Consider the following 17926-nt stretch of genomic DNA (forward strand, 5'->3'; position numbering starts at 1 on the left):
TTCAACCTCCCTCGACAATGTCCGGCCGGAGCACGACGGCGCCGTCCAGGTACACATGCCGTATTTCACCCTGCGGTTTTTCCGTGTTTACATGAACCAGCACCCGTATGCACCCGGGAAGACTTCCGGGAACCTCCATCTCCTGCGTGCAGAACAGGGGAATCGCGGACCAACCCATCTGGCGCACGCCGTAAGCGGGGGTCTGCGCGTCGAGATCCTTCGTCGATGAAAAAAACACGCTGATGATCTGTTCCAATTCGATGCGGTTTCGTTCGACGATCGTTGTAAGCAACCGGCGCGATGCCTCGCAAATAGCTTCGGAGGTGTTCGATTCAGCGGTTATCGCGCCACGAATGCCTCGTACCATAGTTTCTCCCGGGATGGAACATGCTGAACATTACCCGACGAAAGCATGAAACGGTGGATGAAATACGTGGGAGTCGCGAAGACCGGGACGGTCTCCTGGACTCCCACACGCATCTCCCGGTTTGACTGAAATCTCTGTCATCGTCATTTCCTGTGATCTCGGGCGACAGATGTAATTCGTACCCGCCGCGGTTACTCCGGTGCGGTCACCGGGGTCTTGCCGTCTATGCCGGCTCTCAGTGAAGCCACGTATTCGCCCACGAGCCGGAGCAAGTCCGGTCCGCCGGCGTGTTCTTCCATCACGTTGATGATGGCGCTGCCCACGATGACCCCGTCGGCCAGCCGGGAGGCCTCATCGGCCTGTTCCGGCGACGATATGCCGAACCCCAGTCCAAGGGGCCGGTCCGTGCGGGACCGCACCTGCGCCATGAACTCGTTCACCCCGTCCGCAAGTTTTCCCCGGGCGCCCGTGACGCCGGTCAGGGAGACGCAGTAGACGAATCCCGTGGTATGCCGGTTCACCAGTTCGATCCGTGTCGCCGTGCTCGTGGGCGCCACCAGGAAGACGACGGTGAGTCCGTGCCGCCGGCAGGCGTCGGACAGTTCGGCGCCTTCTTCCGGCGGCAGGTCGGGCACGATCAGACCGTCCACGCCCGCGCGGGCCGCATCCCGGCAGAGGGCCTCGATCCCGTACGCGAGCACCGGGTTGTAATAGGTCATCAGGACGATCGGTATGGCGGACCGCTCCCGAATGGATCCGACCGTATCGACGATGTCCCGAAGGGTCGTGCCGTGGTCCAGGGCTCTTAGCGCGGCCCGCTGAATCGTGGGACCGTCCGCGATAGGATCCGAGAAGGGAACGCCCAGTTCGACCAGGTCGGCGCCCCGGCGGTCCATTTCCACGACCAGCGCGGCGGTCGTTTCCAGGTCGGGGTCCCCCGCCATGACGTACGGAATCAGTGCCTTGCGATCCGCGGACTTGAGCGACGCGAAGGTCTCCTCAATGCGGTTCATTCAACGCTCCATGCTCTCAGGGTCCATGAATCCGCAGACTTGCTGGACGTCCTTGTCCCCGCGGCCCGACAGCCCGGCGACAATGACCTGCTCCCGGCCCATCTCCGGGGCGATCCGGGCGATATGGCCGATGGCGTGGGCGCTTTCCAGGGCGGGTATGATGCCTTCGACCCTGGACAGCAGCTCGAAGGCCTCCAGCGCCTCGTCGTCGGTGACGCTGACGTATTCCGCCCGGCCGGCGTCTTTCAGGTAGCTGTGCTCGGGTCCCACCCCGGGGTAGTCCAGTCCCGCGGAAATGGAGTGAGCGACCTGGATCTGGCCATTCGCGTCCTGTCCCGTGTAGCTCATGGCGCCGTGCAATACACCCGGCGATCCCACGCCGAGCGTCGCGGCGTGCATGCCCGTATCGAGCCCGTGCCCCGCGCCTTCCACGCCGACCAGTCGGACGTCGTCGTCGAGAAAGGGATGAAAGAGTCCTATGGCGTTGCTGCCGCCCCCCACACAGGCGACGAGCACGTCCGGCAGCCGGCCTTCTTTTTCGAGGATCTGCTCGCGGGCTTCGCGGCCGATGACCGACTGGAAATCACGTACCATCATGGGGAAGGGATGAGGCCCCGCCACCGACCCGATGATGTAGTGGGTATGACGTACATTCGTCGCCCAGTCGCGCAGGGCCTCGTTCAGCGCGTCCTTGAGCGTGCGGCTTCCCGCGTCGACGCCGATGACCCGGCTCCCCATGAGGCGCATGCGGAATACGTTCAGCGCCTGGCGTTCCATGTCCTCGGTCCCCATGTAGACGTCGCATTCCAACCCGAAACGGGCGGCCACGGTCGCCGTGGCCACGCCGTGCTGCCCGGCCCCGGTCTCGGCGATGATCCGGGGTTTCTTCATGCGCCGGGTCAACAGGATCTGGCCGATGGTGTTGTTGATCTTGTGGGCGCCCGTGTGGTTCAGATCTTCCCGCTTGAGATAAACCCGCGCGCCGCCGAGGGTCTCCGTCAGCCGTTCCGCGTAGTACAGCGGGGAAGGCCGGCCCACGTAATCTCCCAGGTAGTAGCGGAATTCAGCCTCGAATTCCGGGTCTCCCTTCGCGGTTTCATACACCTCGAGGAGTTCGTCGAGGGCCGTCATCAGCGTTTCCGGGACGTAGCGGCCGCCGAAGATTCCGAAATGCCCTCTTTCGTCGGGCAGTACGGTTGCTGTCACGCTTTGCTCCCATTCGCGACGTGATTCACCAGGGCTTCCAGGCCCAGCCGATAGCTGTCGCTGCCGTGTCCGCAAATCTGACCGATCGCCACCGGTTCGATATAGGAATGGTGCCGGAAACTTTCCCGGGCGTGGATATCGGACATATGGACCTCCACGACGGGCAGGCCCACGGCGACGATCGCATCGCGCAGGGCGATGCTCGTGTGCGTGTACGCGCCGGGGTTGATCAGGATCCCGTCCGCCCACCCGAGGGCCTGCTGAATCTCGTCCACCAGCACGCCTTCGTGATTGGACTGAAGAATGCGCAACTCGACTCCCCGTCCCGCCGCGGCCGACCGGAGGGACCGGTTGATGTCATCCAGCGTATCGGTACCGTAGACCTCCGGCTCCCGGACGCCCAGCATGTTCAGATTCGGACCGTGCAGCACGAGTATTTTCATGATTCCGGATCGATTTCGCGTGAAAACGCCTTGGTTCAGGTTCCCGAGGTCAGGACAGACCGGATGTATTCTTCGGGTACATCGTCGCGGATGGCCACCTCCCCTATCCGGTTCGGCAGGATGAAACGCAGGCGGCCCCCGACCGACTTCTTGTCGAACTTCATGGTTTCGATGGTCCCGGAGACGTCCAGTCCGTCGCAACGGATGGGCAGCCCCACTCGCCTGACAAGGTCGGCGAGGCGTCGGACGCTCCTGCCGTCCAGCATGTCCATGCGTTCCGCCACGCGGGCCGCGTAGACCATGCCGATCGCAATGGCCTCCCCGTGCAGCATGCCGGTCTGCGTCTCGATGGCATGGCCCATGGTATGGCCGAAGTTGAGTATGGCCCGCCGCCCCAGTTCGCGCTCGTCAGCGGCGACTACTTCCGCCTTGATCTCGCAGGAACGGGCCACCAGGTGCGCCAGGGCGCCGTGGTCCCGCCCGAGTATCTCGTCAAGGCGACCCTCAATATAGACGAAAAGACCGGCGTCTGCAATGACCCCATACTTGATCACTTCCGCCATGCCCGCGCGCAGTTCCCGGTCCGGCAGGCTGTCGAGCGTATCCAGGCTGGCCAGTACGAGCAGGGGCTGGTAGAACGCGCCGATCAGGTTCTTCCCGCGCCGGTGGTCCACGGCGACCTTGCCGCCCACGCTGGCGTCCACCTGGGCCAGGAGGGAAGTAGGCGCCTGTATGAACGGTATGCCGCGCAGGAAGGTGGCCGCGGCGAAGCCGGTCAGGTCCCCGATCACCCCGCCGCCCAGCGCGACGACGGGGGAACGGCGGTCCATGCGGTGGGACAGCATCGCGTCGTAGAGCTTCTCGGCCCACTGCAGCGATTTCTGCGCCTCGCCTTCCGGCACCTCGACCAGGTCCGGTTCGAAGCCGGCCGACCGCAGGGAGTCCGTCGTCCGTTCTCCATAGCGTTCCGAGATACCCGGATGGGTTACGACCAGCGCGCGATCGGTCAGGTCGAACGATCTCATCAGGGAGCCCAGGCGGTCGAGACACTCGGGCCCGATCACGATATCGTAGCTGTCGGTCTCCAGGTCCACCCGGATCACGCGCTCGCTGTTTCCGGTCCATGCCATGACCATCTCCACGGTCTCGTCTAGCGTATGACGTGACGTATCTACTTCGTGGTCAGCCCGGGCGTAGGCCGGCGCGCGCTCCCGTTGAAGCGACCGGATCCGCTCCAGCGGATCGTCACCGGCCAGAAGGGGCCGCACCCCGGCGTCGCCTTTCGTGCGTGCCAGGATCGTCGACGCCCGCGCGCTCAGGTGAATGACCGAGCCGAGGGATTTGAGCATATCGAAGTTGTCCGGATCGAGTACTGCTCCCCCGCCCGTGGCGATCACCCGGCGCTCCCCATCGGCGAGGCCGTGAATGACCTCTTTCTCGATCGCCCGGAAGCCGGTCTCGCCCCGCGTCTTGAAGAGCGTCGGAATACTCGTCGCGGTCTTCTCCTCGATCAGGGTGTCGGTATCCACGAAGGGCACGCCGAGTACGCCTGCCAGCCGTCGGCCCACCGCCGTCTTCCCGGTGCCCATGAAGCCGATCAGGACGATACCGCCCGCTTTCTTCCGTTCTGTTTTCCCCACGTCTAACCTGCCTGTCATGCGCACCTCAGTCCGTGTAGTCCGACGGTCGCGCGCGCTTTCGGTAGAGATCTGGATGATCCACTAGTAACGGGCCAACTGGTCCTTGTAGCCCAGGTAGTTCCGCTTCATCTCCTCCAGACTGTCACCGCCGAATTTCTCCTGCATGGCGTCGGCGATGACGAAGGCCACCACCGCTTCGCCGATCACGCCGGCCGCGGGTACGGTGCAGACGTCCGAACGCTCCTTGGCGGAATCGAAGGCTTCCTTGGTCTCGATATCCACCGACATGATGGTGCGCATCAGGGTCGCGATGGGCTTGAGGGCGCCGCGGACGACGATTTCCTCGCCTTCGGTCATGCCGCCCTCGATGCCGCCGGCCCGGTTCGTCTTTCGGCAGAATCGGTCGCCGCCGTAGAAGATCTCGTCATGGACCTCGGAACCGAGGACCCGGGTCACCCCGAAGCCCAATCCGATCTCTACGCCCTTCACGGCCTGGATGCTCATGACCGCCTGGGCCAGTCGTCCGTCGAGCTTGCGGTCCCACTGCACGTGGCTGCCCAGACCGGGGGGCACACTCAACACCTTGACCTCGAAGACGCCGCCGATCGTGTCCTTGAGGGACTTCGCCCGGTCGATTTCTCCGATCATCTTCTGCGCGGCGTCCGCATCGGCGCAGCGCACGGGCGACGCCTCGGCCCTATCCCGGATTTCTTCGTTGGAAAGTCCGCTCACGTCCGCGTCCACCTGTCCGATACGGACGACGTGGCTGAGCACATGGATACCGAACTCCGACAGCAACGACCGGGCGATCGCGCCGACCGCCACCCGCATGGTCGTCTCCCGGGCGCTGGCCCGCTCCAGGATGTCCCGCAGGTCGCGGCGGTCGTATTTCAGTCCGCCCGCCAGGTCGGCATGTCCCGGCCGGGGCCGTGTCACCTGGCGCCTTACCGGTCCATCGGCCTCCTCGATCGACATCACGTCCGTCCAGTTCTTCCAGTCCTGGTTCTGCACTACCAGGGAAACCGGGCCGCCCATGGTCTTTCCGTGGCGCACGCCGCCCCGGATTTCGATCGTATCGGTCTCGATCTGCATTCTGCGGCCCCGCCCATATCCGCCCTGGCGCCGTTTCAGGTCGCGGTTGATCTCGTCCGCCGCGACCGGAACCCCCGCGGGCAGTCCTTCGAGGATCGCGGATATTGCCGGTCCGTGAGATTCTCCTGCGGTCAGGTATCGTAACATGCCGTCTCCAGATTTCGGGGTTCCCGGTCCGATCAGCGCCGGACCGTCACGCTTTTCAACGCCGCCGGCCGGTGTATCCGGGTGGGCGGCCTCTGGGCCTCCGCTCTATCGTTATACCGGTTGCCCCGTATGACCGGTTTCTTCCCGGCCTGCCCGGCACAGCAACTGATCTTCCAGGGCGCTTCTCATCACCTCGACCGGCGCCGGCCGGCCAGTCCAGATTTCAAAGGACGCCGCACCCTGAAACAGCAGCATATCGATACCGTTCGACGCCCCCGCGCCCCGGGACCGGGCGCACCGGATCAACGCGGTTTCCTCCTGGTCGTAACGCGTGTCGTAGACGAACTGGTCCGCTTTGAACCAGTCCCCATCCAGGGTCAGGTCCGTGGGGATCGCGTTGATGACCAGGTCGGCGTTCCCGAGCGCCGGACCCAGTTCGTGCGACGACAGGGAGACCACCGAAGCGTCTCCCAGTTGTGCGGTGTCACGGGCCCGTGACGCGTTGCGCGCGGCTATGGCAATCGAACCGGCGCCCGCCTGCTTCGCCAGATCGCAGGCCGCGCGGGCCGCACCGCCCGCGCCCAGGATCAGCACCTTCGAATCCCTGATGTCGATCCCCTTGTCCTCAAGCGCCCGCAGCATTCCGGCGCCGTCCGTCGAAGCGCCGGCGAGCCGGCCCGAACGATTGACGATGGTATTGACCGAACCGATCCTCCGGGCCTCGTCGGACACCTCGTCCAGGAAGGGCAGCACGTCGGTCTTGAGCGGCTTGGTCACGTTGACGCCCGCCAGCCCGAGTCCCCGGATCCCGTCCACCGCCTGCCGAACGGCGGTCGCCGCGATTTCGAAGGTTACATACACGTAGTCCAGTCCGCAATGCCGAAAGGCGGCGTTGTGCATGGCCGGCGAAAGGGTGTACCCGATGCCCCTGCCGCATACGCCTACCACGCGGGTCGAACCGGAAATAGCAAGCCCGGGGGGGCTGGCTTCGTTTCGCGTGATCATGTCGCGCCCCTCGCGGCCTCCACAAAGGCCCGGATCTTTCCGTGGTCCTTGAGGCCCGGTTCCCGTTCCACGCCGCTTCCCGTGTCCACGGCGTAGGGCCGCACGCTCCGCACGGCATCCGCCACGTTCCGCGGATTCAGTCCGCCGCTCAGTATGATGCGGTGGGGACTGCCTTCCACGAGGCGCCAGTCGAATGGAACGCCCGTACCGCCGTACCGGTCTTCGGCGAAAGTATCGAGCAACACCGCGCCGACGGCATAGGCCGCGGCATCGGACTTCCAGGATTCGTCCCTGACGCGAAGGGCCTTGATGACGGGACGGTCCAGTTTGCTGCAAAAGCCCGGCGATTCGTCGCCATGAAGCTGTGCGACCTGGACGCCCGTGTACCCGCAGACTTCGTCAACCTCGTCGACCGTCGCGTTCACGAGTACGCCTACCGGGACGACGAAAGGCGGCAGGCCGTCCACGATTGCCGCGGCCCGCTCCGGCTCCACGTATCGGGGGCTGCCTGCGTAGAAAATGAATCCCAGGGCGTCCGCGCCCGCATCGACCGCTGTGGCGGCGTCCGCTTCGTTCGTGATGCCGCAAATCTTGATCTTGACCGTGTTCATAGTTCTATCCGCAGAGAGATCACTCAGGCCCCGCGTCCTGTTCGCGCAGGCACCCGGCCCAGCAGGGCGTCCAGTTGGTGACCAATCCCGTCCGCCGCCATCAGGGACTCGCCCACGAGTACGGCGTCGAATCCCGCCTGCTGCAGGAGCAGGACGTCCTCCCGTGTGTAGATCCCGCTCTCGCCGACGGTGACGATCCCATCGGGAATGCGCGGTCTCAGGCCCAGTGAAGTATCCAGCGAAACCGTGAAATCCTTCAGGTCCCGGTTGTTGACGCCGATGATGCGGCTTCCGGCTTCCAGGGCCCGGTCCAGCTCCCGCTCGTCGTGTACTTCCACCAGGCAGTGCAGGCCGTATGCCGCCGCGGTCTGCTGCAGGGCTTTCAGGCGGGCGTCGTCCAGGACCGCAACGATCAGCAGCAGGGCGTCCGCGCCCATGGACGCGGTTTCGTGGACCTGGTATTCGTCCACAATGAATTCCTTGCGCAACACCGGCACCGGCACGCTCCGGCGAAGCGCCACCAGGTCCTCGTCGCACCCCTGGAAGAACCGCGTGTCCGTCAACACCGAAATGGCCGAGGCTCCGTGAGCCGCGTATACCGGCCCGATCTCATCGGGGATCGCATCGGGACGTATCGCGCCTTTAGACGGCGAAGCCTTTTTGAATTCGGCGATGACTCCGATACCGTCCCCCTGCTTCAACGCCTGGTCGAAGGGCCGAAGGTCCACGCGGCGCCCGGGCTCGACAAGGGGCAACGGATTGCGGCTCTTGCGGTCCTCGACCTCACGTATCTTGTGCGCTACGATCTGGTTCAGAATATCCATGGCTGCCACGCTTACCTGTCGCACTCCTCACTCCAGTCGAGTTCCGGTTGCCTATTCGTTGGTCATCCTGATCAACGCGTCGAGCTTTTCCAGGGCCGCGCCGGAGTCGATCGCCCGGGCCGCCCTGGCGATACCTTCGTCGAAATCCTCCGCCCGGCCGCCGGCAACGATCGCCGCGGCGGCATTGAGCAGGACGATGTCCCTGCGGGGACCCTCTTCTCCGGCCAGGACGGTCCGGATGATCGCCGCGTTCTCATCTACCTCGCCGCCTTTCAAATCCTCGATGGAAGCCCGTGGCAGGCCGAAGTCTTCCGGCGCGACATCGTAGGTCCTGACCGTGCCGTCCCGGACTTCCGCCACGTGGGTGGACGCCGTGATCGTGATTTCGTCCAGTCCGTCCGCGCTGTGCACCACGAAGGCGCGCTCCGCCCCCAGGTTGTTCAGTACGTGCGCCGCGGTCTGGACGACGCTTCCGTCGTACACGCCCATGACCTGCGCCGTCGTACCGGCCGGATTGGTCAGCGGTCCCAGGAGGTTGAGCACCGTCCGCACGCCGAGTTCCCTGCGCGGCCCGCTGGCGAAACGCATGGCCGAATGGAGGGCGGGGGCGAACATGAAACCGATGCCTATTTCATCGATGCAAGCCGACACTTGTTCGGGCGGTATCTCGATATTCACGCCAAGGGCCGTCAGAACGTCGGCGCTGCCCGCCTTGCTGGATGCCGCGCGGCCGCCGTGCTTGGCGATGAAGGCGCCACCGGCCGCGGCCACGAAGGCCGCCGCCGTCGATATGTTGAAGGTATGCTTCCCGTCGCCTCCCGTACCGCAGGTGTCCACGATGGGGTAGGCGCGGCAGTCGATCCGCGTGGCCCTGGCGCGCATGACCCGGGCGAAGCCGGTGACTTCCTCGATCGTCTCGCCCTTCAGACGAAAGGCGACCAGCAAGGCGCCGATCTGCGCCGGCGTCGCGTCGCCGGACATGATGCCTTCCATGACCTCCATCGCTTCCGCCTCGGTCAGCGAAACGCCCTCGATGGCTTTAGCTATCGCTTGTTGAACCATGAATTCCTTAACCCCGTCGGGTGACATCAGGCCGGTTCACGGGTTGCCCTCCCGGCCGGCGTCTACCTTATCAGCCACGGGAACCAGTTTCCTGAAGAGGTTGCCGATGAGACGAAGGCCGATTCTGTCTTTGAGCGTCATAATGGACTCGGGATGAAACTGGACCGCCGCCACCGGCAGCGTGCGGTGCTCGACGGCCATGACGATCCCGTCGTCCGATTCTGCCGTGACCGAAAGATCCAGCGGCAGTCGTTCCCGCTCGGCGTACAGCGAATGATACCGGCCCACGGTGAATGAAGGGGGAAACCCTTCGAATAGTGCCCCGGCCCGCCCGCCCCTAACGATCACGCGTGATTCTTTCCCGTGCACGGGATAGGGCAGTTCTCCCAGCGTTCCGCCGAAATACTCTACGATGCCCTGGAGCCCGAGGCAGACGCCGAATACCGGCAGCGACCGTTCCAGCGCGGCGTCGATGGCCAGCGCCACGTCGAAATCCGACGGTTGGCCGGGGCCGGGCGACAGAAACACCAGGTCCGGATCGTAGGCATCCATGAGGTCCGTCAGGCGGGACCGCGAGAACCCGGTTCTGACCGTCAATACGTCGGCGCCGGTCTGACGAAGATAGTTGGCCAGGGTATGCACGAATGAATCTTCGTAGTCCACCAGAAACACCCGTTTCCCCACACCCGAGTCTTCCGCGGAACCGGGATGCTGTGTCCCCCCTCCTGATCCGCGGGGACGCCTGATCGCATCGATGAACGCCATGGCCTTGAGTTCGGTCTCGCGCTCCTCGTCCTCGGGACTGGAGTCCATCAGCAGCGTGCTTCCGGCTCTTACCTCGGCAATACCGTCCTTAATGCGAATGGTCCGAAGCGTCAGGCCCGTGTTCATGTTCCCGTCGAACCCCAGGAAGCCTATCGCCCCGCCGTACCACGCGCGGCAGGACCTTTCGTGATTTTCGATGAACCGCATGGCCCAGATTTTCGGCGCGCCCGTAACGGTGACCGCCCAGGCGTGGGAGAGGAAGGCGTCCAGGGCATCATACTCCGGCCGCAGAATGCCTTCCACGTGATCGACCGTGTGTATCACCCTCGAGTACATCTCGATCTGCCGACGGCCGATGACGCGGACGCTTCCGGGCACGCATACCCGCGACTTGTCGTTCCGGTCCACGTCCGTACACATGGTCAGTTCCGAGTCCTCTTTCTCCGAACTCAGCAGCTTGAGGATCTGGTCGGCGTCGCTCAGCGCGTCGTTCCCCCGGCTTACCGTGCCTGCAATAGGACAGGTCTCGATGCGGATGCCCTCACCCCGGACGAACATCTCGGGTGAAGCGCCGACCAGGTATTCCCGCTGTCCCAGGTTTACGAGCGTGGCGTACGGCGCGGGGTTCCGCTCCCTGAGGCGCCGGAAGATCTCGGAAGGCGGGTCGGGGCATGATTCGTAAAAGGTCTGGCTGGGCACGACCTCGAACAAATCGCCTCTCCTGAAGTATTCGTGCGCCTTGCGGACGACATCCCCATACGCGCCCTTCTCGAATTCCCTGCCCGTCGCGGCGCGACCTCCCCGATAGGGTTGAACGGCGCCCTCCCGGGGCAGGTCCTGCGTGGATTCGCCGCCCGTTTCGAACTCGTAATCGTACCGGATGGCCACCTCGCGATTGTGATCGATGGTCACCAGCCGGTCGGGCAGGTACAGCACCAGGTCCCGCTGGTCCGCCGGCCGGCGCAGGCGGTAGTCCATCGGTTCGAATTGAAACGCAAGATCGTAACCGAAGGCGCCGTAAAGGCCGAGATGGTGCTCGTCCGGACAGGAGAACAGACCGATGATTCCGCGCAGGATCGAAAATATGGAGGGTTGTCTGCTGCGCTGTTCTTCCGGGAAATACGCGTCGGGCAGAAGCACTTCGCCGCTGATGCGGTCTTCCTGGCGGGAAAGGGTATCCGTTACCCGCAACCCTTCGATCTGCCCATGAATCGCAGGCAGCAACACCTTACCCCGCGCATTCAAGGCCAGGACATGAAACGAGTTCTTCCGGGATTCGATCCGGATCGGCGGATCGACGAACCCCATGTCCCACCGGGTATACCTTCCGGGATATTCATAACCCGACGCGAACAAGGCGCCCGGATGCGAATCGAGGCCGTCGACCACGGGCTCGATGGCTTCGTCCGGCGAGAGGTGCTGGGCGTAACGCTTGACCGAAACGCCGCCCTCGGTCTGGTATTCGATGGCTTCGAGATGGATATGGGTAACACGCATCGTCAGATCCCGTTCTCCGTGGTTCGGTTATGGTGCATCCCCAACCCTGTGCGGCCTTCGTTGATTCACCATATAAAACAAAAAAGGCCGCTACCTTGTAAGGGTAGAGGCCGGTCAAATCAACGAAGTGATGAATCTACTTCAATCAGGCGCCGCTTCGCATGACATGCCGCCTCGTCCCATAAAAAGGCCACCAGGTAAACAGATCGCTCTGCTTCCACCAATAGTTGAAACGGGATGACCGGGAGGAGTTAACGGCTGTCATTTCGATCCAATGTCTGATGTGGAACCCTTTCGACTACCGATTGTAGATTGCGGCAATATAGCGTGGTCCGCCAGTCAAGTCAAGGATTTTTGTCACCAAGAAAACAGTTGCGATTTCAGGGGTGAGCCTGTACCATGCAGGCGTTGTCGAGCAGTCCGAGCCGGCCTTTGGAATCGGGCTTCGCGAACCATTGTGGCAGTCCGAGCCGGCCTTTGGAATCGGGCTTCGCGAACCATTGTGGCAGTCCGAGCCGGCCTTTGGAATCGGGCTTCGCGAACCGCGGCACTCGACCGGGCCGACTCGCGGATTCGGGCTTCGCAAGCCGCGGCGGCCGGCCGGAAGCCGCGTAACGGGGTACGCCGTTTATGCCGGACAAGGAACCCGGACTGTTCAGAAAGTGGTTCTGGAATACCTATGATTACCTGGGAACGCTGATCGTGATCAACATCCTGTGGCTGTTGCTTGCCCTGCCGCTGGTTACCCTTCCTCTCGCCTTCGCCGGACTGTTCCGCGTCACCGGACGGATCGCCGCCTACGAAGAAACCGGCATACGGGATTTCTTCTCCCACACGCGGGAGGACCTCGGCCGGAACTTCAGCATCTGCGGACTGTACGCAGGCGTCCTGTTGCTCCTTGCGGCCAATGTGCTTTTCTACGTACGGCTCATAGACGCATGGCCCTGGGTGGGCGCGATCCTGGGCGGCGTGATGATGTGGCTGATCGTCTTCGTCTGCATGACGGCCGTTTACGTCCTCCCGCTCATGCAGCGGAGTAAAACCCCGGTAAGGCAGATCGTCCGGTCGGGCGTATTCCTGGTCGTAGACAACCCGCGGTACGCCTTCATGCTGTTGTTTTGCGGGTCCGTTGCCATGGCCTTCAGCCTGGCCAGCGGCGTCGGCCTGCTGTTCCTGGGCGTCGGGGCCGTCGGCGTGCTGTTCAGCACCGGACTGAGAGAGACGCTGAAACGATACGATAAAGCGGACGAGGACGTACTGGAAGAAGCGCGGGGATGGCGGGACCTGCTCCGTCCATGGGGGTATTCATGACGGGGAAGGAGGTCCGCGGCGACGGCGGGGACGCCGGCGCGCCATTCATCGTGATCGAAGGGATCGACGGCGCGGGCAAGACGACCCAGTTGAAGCAGCTTCACCAGTGGATGGAAACGCGTTACGGATGTCCCGTCCATACCACGGGGGAACCTACGAACCGCCCCATAGGCAGGCTGCTGAAAGAAGCCCTTCAACGCCGGGTGGAACTCGACGGCATCTGTCACGCGCTGCTGTTCGCCGCCGACCGGATCGACCACGTCAAGTCGGAAATCGAGTCCAACATTCAACGGGGAATCCCCGTGCTGTGCGACCGTTACTTTCTCTCGTCCTTCGCCTACCAGTGGCGGGAGATGCCCGGCGAACTGGACTGGATAGAGTCGATCAACGCCAGGGCGATACACCCCCACCTGACTCTGCTGATCGATGCGCCCGCCGAGGTCTGCATGGACCGCATACGCCGGGCGCGTTCGGATACCGAACTGTTCGAGGATCTGGTAACGCTCCGCGCCATCCGGGAGAATTACCTGGAACTGGCGCGCCGGAGAAAAGACGTGGACCGCATAGAGATCATCGACGGCGCGCATTCGCCCGGCGAGGTGCAGCAGGCCGTGCGCGCGCGGGTGGAAGAGGTCATGCAACCCTACAGCAGCGGATAAAGCCATGCTGACATACCTGTTCAGGTTCGTGATGAGATTTCTCATGGGGATCCTGATCCAGCAGGCCTTTCGTTTCCTGGCCGCCATGATCACCCGTCCCCCTCGTCCTCCCAGGCCGGCACCCGAACCGAGATCCGGGGCGCCGAAGAAACCGAGGACGACCATCGATCCGAAGAACATCGTGGAAGGACGGTTCGAGGACATCCCCGAGAAGTGATACCGGGAGCATAGGATGCTTAGAAACTTCACCTGGGTCATCCCCCGGCGCCTGGCCGGCATGGCCCTGCCCACGAGTGCGTATCGAACGCGTGCGGGTGGACTGACGGACCGGGCCCTGGAACGGGACCTGATGAGCCTGAAAGCACTGGGCGTGAGCACCGTGGTGTCCCTGACGCGCGAGCCGCTCCACGAGGAGACGCTGGACCACTGCGGTCTCCGTTGCCTGCACGTTCCCGTGGAGGACATGACGGCGCCTTCTCCGGAACAGATTCGCAGGGCTGTCCAATATATAGATGAACATATAGATCAGGGCGGCGTGGTCGTGCACTGCATGGCGGGCATAGGCCGGACCGGAACCGTGCTGGCCGGGTATCTCGTCTGGCGGGGGTCCACGCCGGAAGCCGCCATAGCGGAAATCAGAAACAATCGGCCCGGGTCGGTCGAGACCTTCGACCAGGAATCGTCGATCTTTCAATTCGCCGAGTCCATGGCCGAGTACGGCGCGTAAGACAAGACGCGCCAGGAAGGCATTAAGCCCATGTTCACGATCGCGGTAATCACCGACGAAGTGTCCCAGGACCTGGACAGGGTCATCGCGTTCGCCCGTGATTTCAACCTGGACGGGATCGAAATCCGATCGATCTGGGACAAGCCGCCCCAGGATCTCGACGACGACGAGATCGCCCGGATCAGGGACCGGACCGGTGAAGCCGGACTGGCGGTCGTCGGCGTGGCACCCCCCTTCTACAAGTGCGACATAGACGACGACGCCTCGTGCAGCGGACATCTCGATATCCTCCGCAGGAGCATACGGGTCGCCCGGGGATTGAACACGCCGCTGGTCCGCGTCTTCGCCTTCTGGAAACAGGATCCCCTCGATAAATTCTGGGACCGGATTGTCGACCGGTTCCTTGAACCTGTCCGTATCGCCGAAGGCGAGGGCGTCGTGCTGGGACTGGAAAACGAAATGTCCACCATGATCGGCACCGGCGCGGAAACCCGGCGTTTGATCGACGTCCTGGATACACCGGTCGTCAAACCCCTCTGGGATCCCTGCAACGAACTGTTCGACGACGACGGTCACGCGCCTTATCCCGACGGCTACGCTCACATCCGGTCGGACATGTATCACATGCACATCAAGGATGGGGCACGGGGCACGGACGGGGGGTATGTCAATGTTCCCATGTGCGAAGGCGAAATAGACTACCGCGGTCAGTTCGCCGACCTGGTCGAGCAGGGCTACGAGGGTTGCGTGTCACTCGAGACCCATTGGCGCGTCGGACCGGAGCAGATCGAACAGACCCTGCTTGAATTGCCTGGTGGAAAACAGTTTTCGGAGGCCGGTGAAGCGGCTTCCAGGATATGCATGCGGAACACGCTGGACCTCCTGGCCGAACTGGGCGTGGAGCGGTCCGCCTGACGCGCGTAGCGCACCGACCCGAGTCGCGGTTCAACCGGAAAGGAAAGAAAGGGCCTATTAGATGAAAGAGCACCCCTACAGGACACACACCTGCGGTGAATTGCGGCAGACCGACGAGGGAACGCGGGTGCGGGTCGCCGGCTGGGTTCACCGCAAACGGGACCACGGCGGCCTGCTCTTCATCGACCTGAGAGACCATTACGGGATCACGCAGGTCGTCATCACCCCGGAGAGCGGGTTTCACGAGGAGGCGGGGGACCTGCGTTCGGAGAGTGTCGCCACCTTTAGCGGCGAGGTGATTCTGAGGGCGGAGGATGCGATCAACCCCAACCTGCCCACCGGGCACATCGAAGTGAAGGCCGATTCCATGACGGTGCTCAGCGCCGCGGATCCCCTGCCCCTGTCCGTCGCGGACGAGCGGGAGTACCCGGAGGCCACCCGGCTGACCTACCGCATGCTCGATCTGCGCAGGCAGCGGCTGCACCACAACATCATCATGCGTTCGCGCATCATCGCGAGCATACGGCGCCGCATGACGGACCTGGGTTTCAACGAGTTCAACACGCCCATCCTCACAAGCAGTTCGCCCGAAGGCGCCCGCGACTACCTGGTCCCGAGCCGCGTGCATCCCGGCAAGTTCTACGCCCTGCCCCAGGCGCCGCAGCAGTTCAAGCAGCTCCTGATGATCTCGGGGTTCGACCGGTATTTCCAGATCGCCCCGTGCTTTCGGGATGAAGACGCCCGGGCCGACCGGTCGCCTGGCGAGTTCTACCAGCTGGACGTGGAGATGTCCTTCGTCGAGCAGGACGACGTCTTCGAAGCGCTGGAAGCCTTGTTTTACGGCCTGTTCACCGAGTTCAGCGACTGGGACGTAACCGCCCCGCCCTTTCCGCGCATCCCCTATCGCGACGCCATGCTCCGGTACGGGACCGACAAGCCCGATCTCCGGTTCGGCCTGGAGATCGAGGACGTCACCGAAGCCTTCAGGGAGTCGGAATTCAACGCCTTCCGCCAGATCGTGGAAAAGGGGGGTGTCGTTCGGGCCCTCGCCGTCCCGGGCGTGGCCGCGCGGCCTCGCAGCTTCTTCGACAACCTGGACCGGACCGTGAAGGAGGATTTCGGGGGACGGGGCGCAGCCTACATCTCCTTCGCCGAGGCCGGAGTCAAGGGTTCCATCGCCCGCGTGCTGGACGAACAGACCCTCGAACGGCTTAAAACCGTCATCGAACCCGAAACGGGAGCCTCGTGGTTCTTCGTGGCCGACACGGAGGAGCGGGCCAGCGACGTGGCGGGCCGGCTCAGGCTGCATTTCGCCGACCTGCTCGATCTGCGGGAACCGAACGCCTACCGTTTCTGCTGGATCGTCGATTTCCCCATGTACGAGTACGAAGCCGAATCGGGCAAGGTGATCTTCTCGCATAATCCCTTCTCCATGCCCCAGGGCGGACTGGAAGCCCTCGAACAGACGCCGCCGCTCGATGTCCTGGCCTACCAGTACGACATCGTCTGCAACGGTACGGAGCTGTCCAGCGGCGCCATCCGGAACCACCGGCCCGACATCATGTACCGGGCCTTCGAAATCGCCGGTTACTCCGCCGGCGAAGTCGACGCGGAGTTCGGCGGCATGATCAGCGCGCTGAAGTACGGCGCGCCGCCCCACGGCGGCATCGCTCCGGGCATCGACCGCATCGTAATGCTCCTCACCGACGAGACCAACCTCCGGGAAGTCATCGCCTTTCCCCTGAACCAGAACGCCCAGGATCTGCTCATGGGCGCGCCGGGAGAGGTCAGCGAAAAACAGCTCCGGGAACTCCACATCCGCCTGCGGCGGTAATGCGGGACCGCCTGATCCCCGTCTTCATTATTATTTTGCATACACCCTTGACAATGGCAGGGATGTTGATTATATTTACCTGTCTGTGTTCTTGAGCTGCTCAAGATGCGGATCCGTACTGATTATAATGGGCCACCATAGCTCCAATGGCAGAGCGGCTGATTTGTAATCAGTAGGTTCTCGGTTCGAATCCGAGTGGTGGCTTTCCGGCAGCCAGGGGAGGTTCCAGAGCGGTCAAATGGGACGGACTGTAAATCCGTTGGCTCAGCCTTCGCAGGTTCGAATCCTGCCCTCCCCATGTTACGCGAAGAGGGCCGGACCGGGCCGCCTGGACTGACCGGGCCGCCTGGACTGACCCGGCCGCCTGGACTGACCGGGGTGACTGAGCGGACGAGGGCCGGCAGGCTGACCAGGCTGACCAGGCTGACCAGCAGCATCAGAACGAAGACCGGCGGGAATAGCTCAGTTGGCTAGAGCATCAGCCTTCCAAGCTGAGGGTCGCGGGTTCGAGTCCCGTTTCCCGCTCTTTGAAGTCCCGCGTCCGGGGTTCGGAAAAACTGAAGATTTCGGCCGTTGAATGGTAAAAGTTTATCTGAACCTTGAACGAAGCGCCCTTGTAGCTCAGTTGGTAGAGCAACACCATGGTAAGGTGTAGGTCGCCGGTTCAAGTCCGGCCGAGGGCTTGGCTCTGATTTATTCTGACTTATATGGTGTCTTCGTTTCGTTAACCTAACTGGTTCAGGAGAAAGCCTCCATGTCGAAGGAAAGATTCGAGCGTACCAAGCCCCACGTGAACATCGGCACGATC

The 17926-nt window shown here is 63.2% G+C and carries 17 protein-coding genes and 4 tRNA genes; 10 read left to right on the top strand and 11 right to left on the bottom strand.

Annotation, left to right across the window (positions count from 1 at the left end):
• Position 1: 1 nt before the first annotated feature.
• From aroH to OXG98_05255, 11 genes are all read right to left on the bottom strand, one after another.
• Entirely contained in the window at positions 2 to 367 is a 366-nt protein-coding gene (gene aroH, locus OXG98_05205) for a chorismate mutase (GenBank protein MCY3771402.1), read from the bottom strand.
• Between the two features lie 191 nt (positions 368 to 558).
• Positions 559 to 1380, bottom strand: a complete 822-nt coding sequence (trpA, locus tag OXG98_05210) for a tryptophan synthase subunit alpha (GenBank protein ID MCY3771403.1) — start codon at positions 1378 to 1380, stop codon at positions 559 to 561.
• The gene (gene trpB, locus OXG98_05215; GenBank protein MCY3771404.1) at positions 1381 to 2586 is read right to left on the bottom strand and encodes a tryptophan synthase subunit beta; all 1206 of its coding nucleotides are present in this window, start codon (positions 2584 to 2586) and stop codon (positions 1381 to 1383) included.
• Positions 2583 to 3029: a type II 3-dehydroquinate dehydratase gene (gene aroQ / locus OXG98_05220; GenBank protein MCY3771405.1), complete on the bottom strand. Its 447-nt coding sequence runs from the start codon at positions 3027 to 3029 to the stop codon at positions 2583 to 2585. The genes trpB and aroQ overlap by 4 nt, the downstream gene beginning before the upstream one ends.
• A 35-nt stretch (positions 3030 to 3064) precedes the next feature.
• Positions 3065 to 4687, bottom strand: coding sequence for a 3-dehydroquinate synthase (gene aroB / locus OXG98_05225; GenBank protein ID MCY3771406.1), 1623 nt, complete (start codon positions 4685 to 4687; stop codon positions 3065 to 3067).
• A 63-nt stretch (positions 4688 to 4750) separates the two neighbouring features.
• On the bottom strand, positions 4751 to 5908 hold the full coding sequence (gene aroC / locus OXG98_05230; protein MCY3771407.1) for a chorismate synthase: 1158 nt from the start codon (positions 5906 to 5908) through the stop codon (positions 4751 to 4753).
• 111 nt (positions 5909 to 6019) lie between these two features.
• On the bottom strand, positions 6020 to 6913 hold the full coding sequence (aroE, locus tag OXG98_05235; GenBank protein ID MCY3771408.1) for a shikimate dehydrogenase: 894 nt from the start codon (positions 6911 to 6913) through the stop codon (positions 6020 to 6022).
• Positions 6910 to 7524 (bottom strand): phosphoribosylanthranilate isomerase, encoded by a 615-nt coding sequence (locus tag OXG98_05240; protein ID MCY3771409.1) that lies wholly within the window; start codon positions 7522 to 7524, stop codon positions 6910 to 6912. The genes aroE and OXG98_05240 overlap by 4 nt, the downstream gene beginning before the upstream one ends.
• A 23-nt stretch (positions 7525 to 7547) precedes the next feature.
• Positions 7548 to 8348, bottom strand: coding sequence for an indole-3-glycerol phosphate synthase TrpC (gene trpC, locus OXG98_05245; GenBank protein ID MCY3771410.1), 801 nt, complete (start codon positions 8346 to 8348; stop codon positions 7548 to 7550).
• A 51-nt stretch (positions 8349 to 8399) separates the two neighbouring features.
• Positions 8400 to 9410 carry an anthranilate phosphoribosyltransferase gene (trpD, locus tag OXG98_05250; protein MCY3771411.1) on the bottom strand — a complete coding sequence of 337 codons (1011 nt, stop codon included), beginning with the start codon at positions 9408 to 9410 and terminating at the stop codon, positions 8400 to 8402.
• Positions 9411 to 9446: 36 nt separating this feature from the next.
• The gene (locus tag OXG98_05255) at positions 9447 to 11672 is read right to left on the bottom strand and encodes an anthranilate synthase component I (protein ID MCY3771412.1); all 2226 of its coding nucleotides are present in this window, start codon (positions 11670 to 11672) and stop codon (positions 9447 to 9449) included.
• 630 nt (positions 11673 to 12302) lie between these two features.
• Here OXG98_05255 and OXG98_05260 point away from each other — a divergent pair.
• From OXG98_05260 to OXG98_05305, 10 genes are all read left to right on the top strand, one after another.
• Positions 12303 to 12983: a hypothetical protein gene (locus OXG98_05260; GenBank protein ID MCY3771413.1), complete on the top strand. Its 681-nt coding sequence runs from the start codon at positions 12303 to 12305 to the stop codon at positions 12981 to 12983.
• On the top strand, positions 12947 to 13642 hold the full coding sequence (tmk, locus tag OXG98_05265; GenBank protein MCY3771414.1) for a dTMP kinase: 696 nt from the start codon (positions 12947 to 12949) through the stop codon (positions 13640 to 13642). The genes OXG98_05260 and tmk overlap by 37 nt, the downstream gene beginning before the upstream one ends.
• Before the next feature lie 4 nt (positions 13643 to 13646).
• Positions 13647 to 13859, top strand: a complete 213-nt coding sequence (locus OXG98_05270) for a hypothetical protein (GenBank protein MCY3771415.1) — start codon at positions 13647 to 13649, stop codon at positions 13857 to 13859.
• Positions 13860 to 13874: 15 nt separating this feature from the next.
• The gene (locus tag OXG98_05275) at positions 13875 to 14369 is read left to right on the top strand and encodes a dual specificity protein phosphatase family protein (protein MCY3771416.1); all 495 of its coding nucleotides are present in this window, start codon (positions 13875 to 13877) and stop codon (positions 14367 to 14369) included.
• A 30-nt stretch (positions 14370 to 14399) separates the two neighbouring features.
• Positions 14400 to 15284, top strand: a complete 885-nt coding sequence (locus OXG98_05280; GenBank protein ID MCY3771417.1) for a sugar phosphate isomerase/epimerase — start codon at positions 14400 to 14402, stop codon at positions 15282 to 15284.
• A 61-nt stretch (positions 15285 to 15345) separates the two neighbouring features.
• On the top strand, positions 15346 to 17118 hold the full coding sequence (aspS, locus tag OXG98_05285) for an aspartate--tRNA ligase (protein MCY3771418.1): 1773 nt from the start codon (positions 15346 to 15348) through the stop codon (positions 17116 to 17118).
• 131 nt (positions 17119 to 17249) lie between these two features.
• A tRNA-Thr gene (locus OXG98_05290) sits at positions 17250 to 17322 on the top strand.
• 12 nt (positions 17323 to 17334) lie between these two features.
• Positions 17335 to 17416: transfer RNA gene (locus OXG98_05295), tRNA-Tyr, on the top strand.
• A 153-nt stretch (positions 17417 to 17569) separates the two neighbouring features.
• A tRNA-Gly gene (locus tag OXG98_05300) sits at positions 17570 to 17643 on the top strand.
• An 85-nt stretch (positions 17644 to 17728) separates the two neighbouring features.
• Positions 17729 to 17801 (top strand) — tRNA-Thr (locus OXG98_05305).
• Positions 17802 to 17926: the final 125 nt, after the last annotated feature.

The organism is Gemmatimonadota bacterium (genome assembly GCA_026706345.1).
GTDB lineage: Bacteria > JAAXHH01 > JAAXHH01 > JAAXHH01 > JAAXHH01 > JAAXHH01.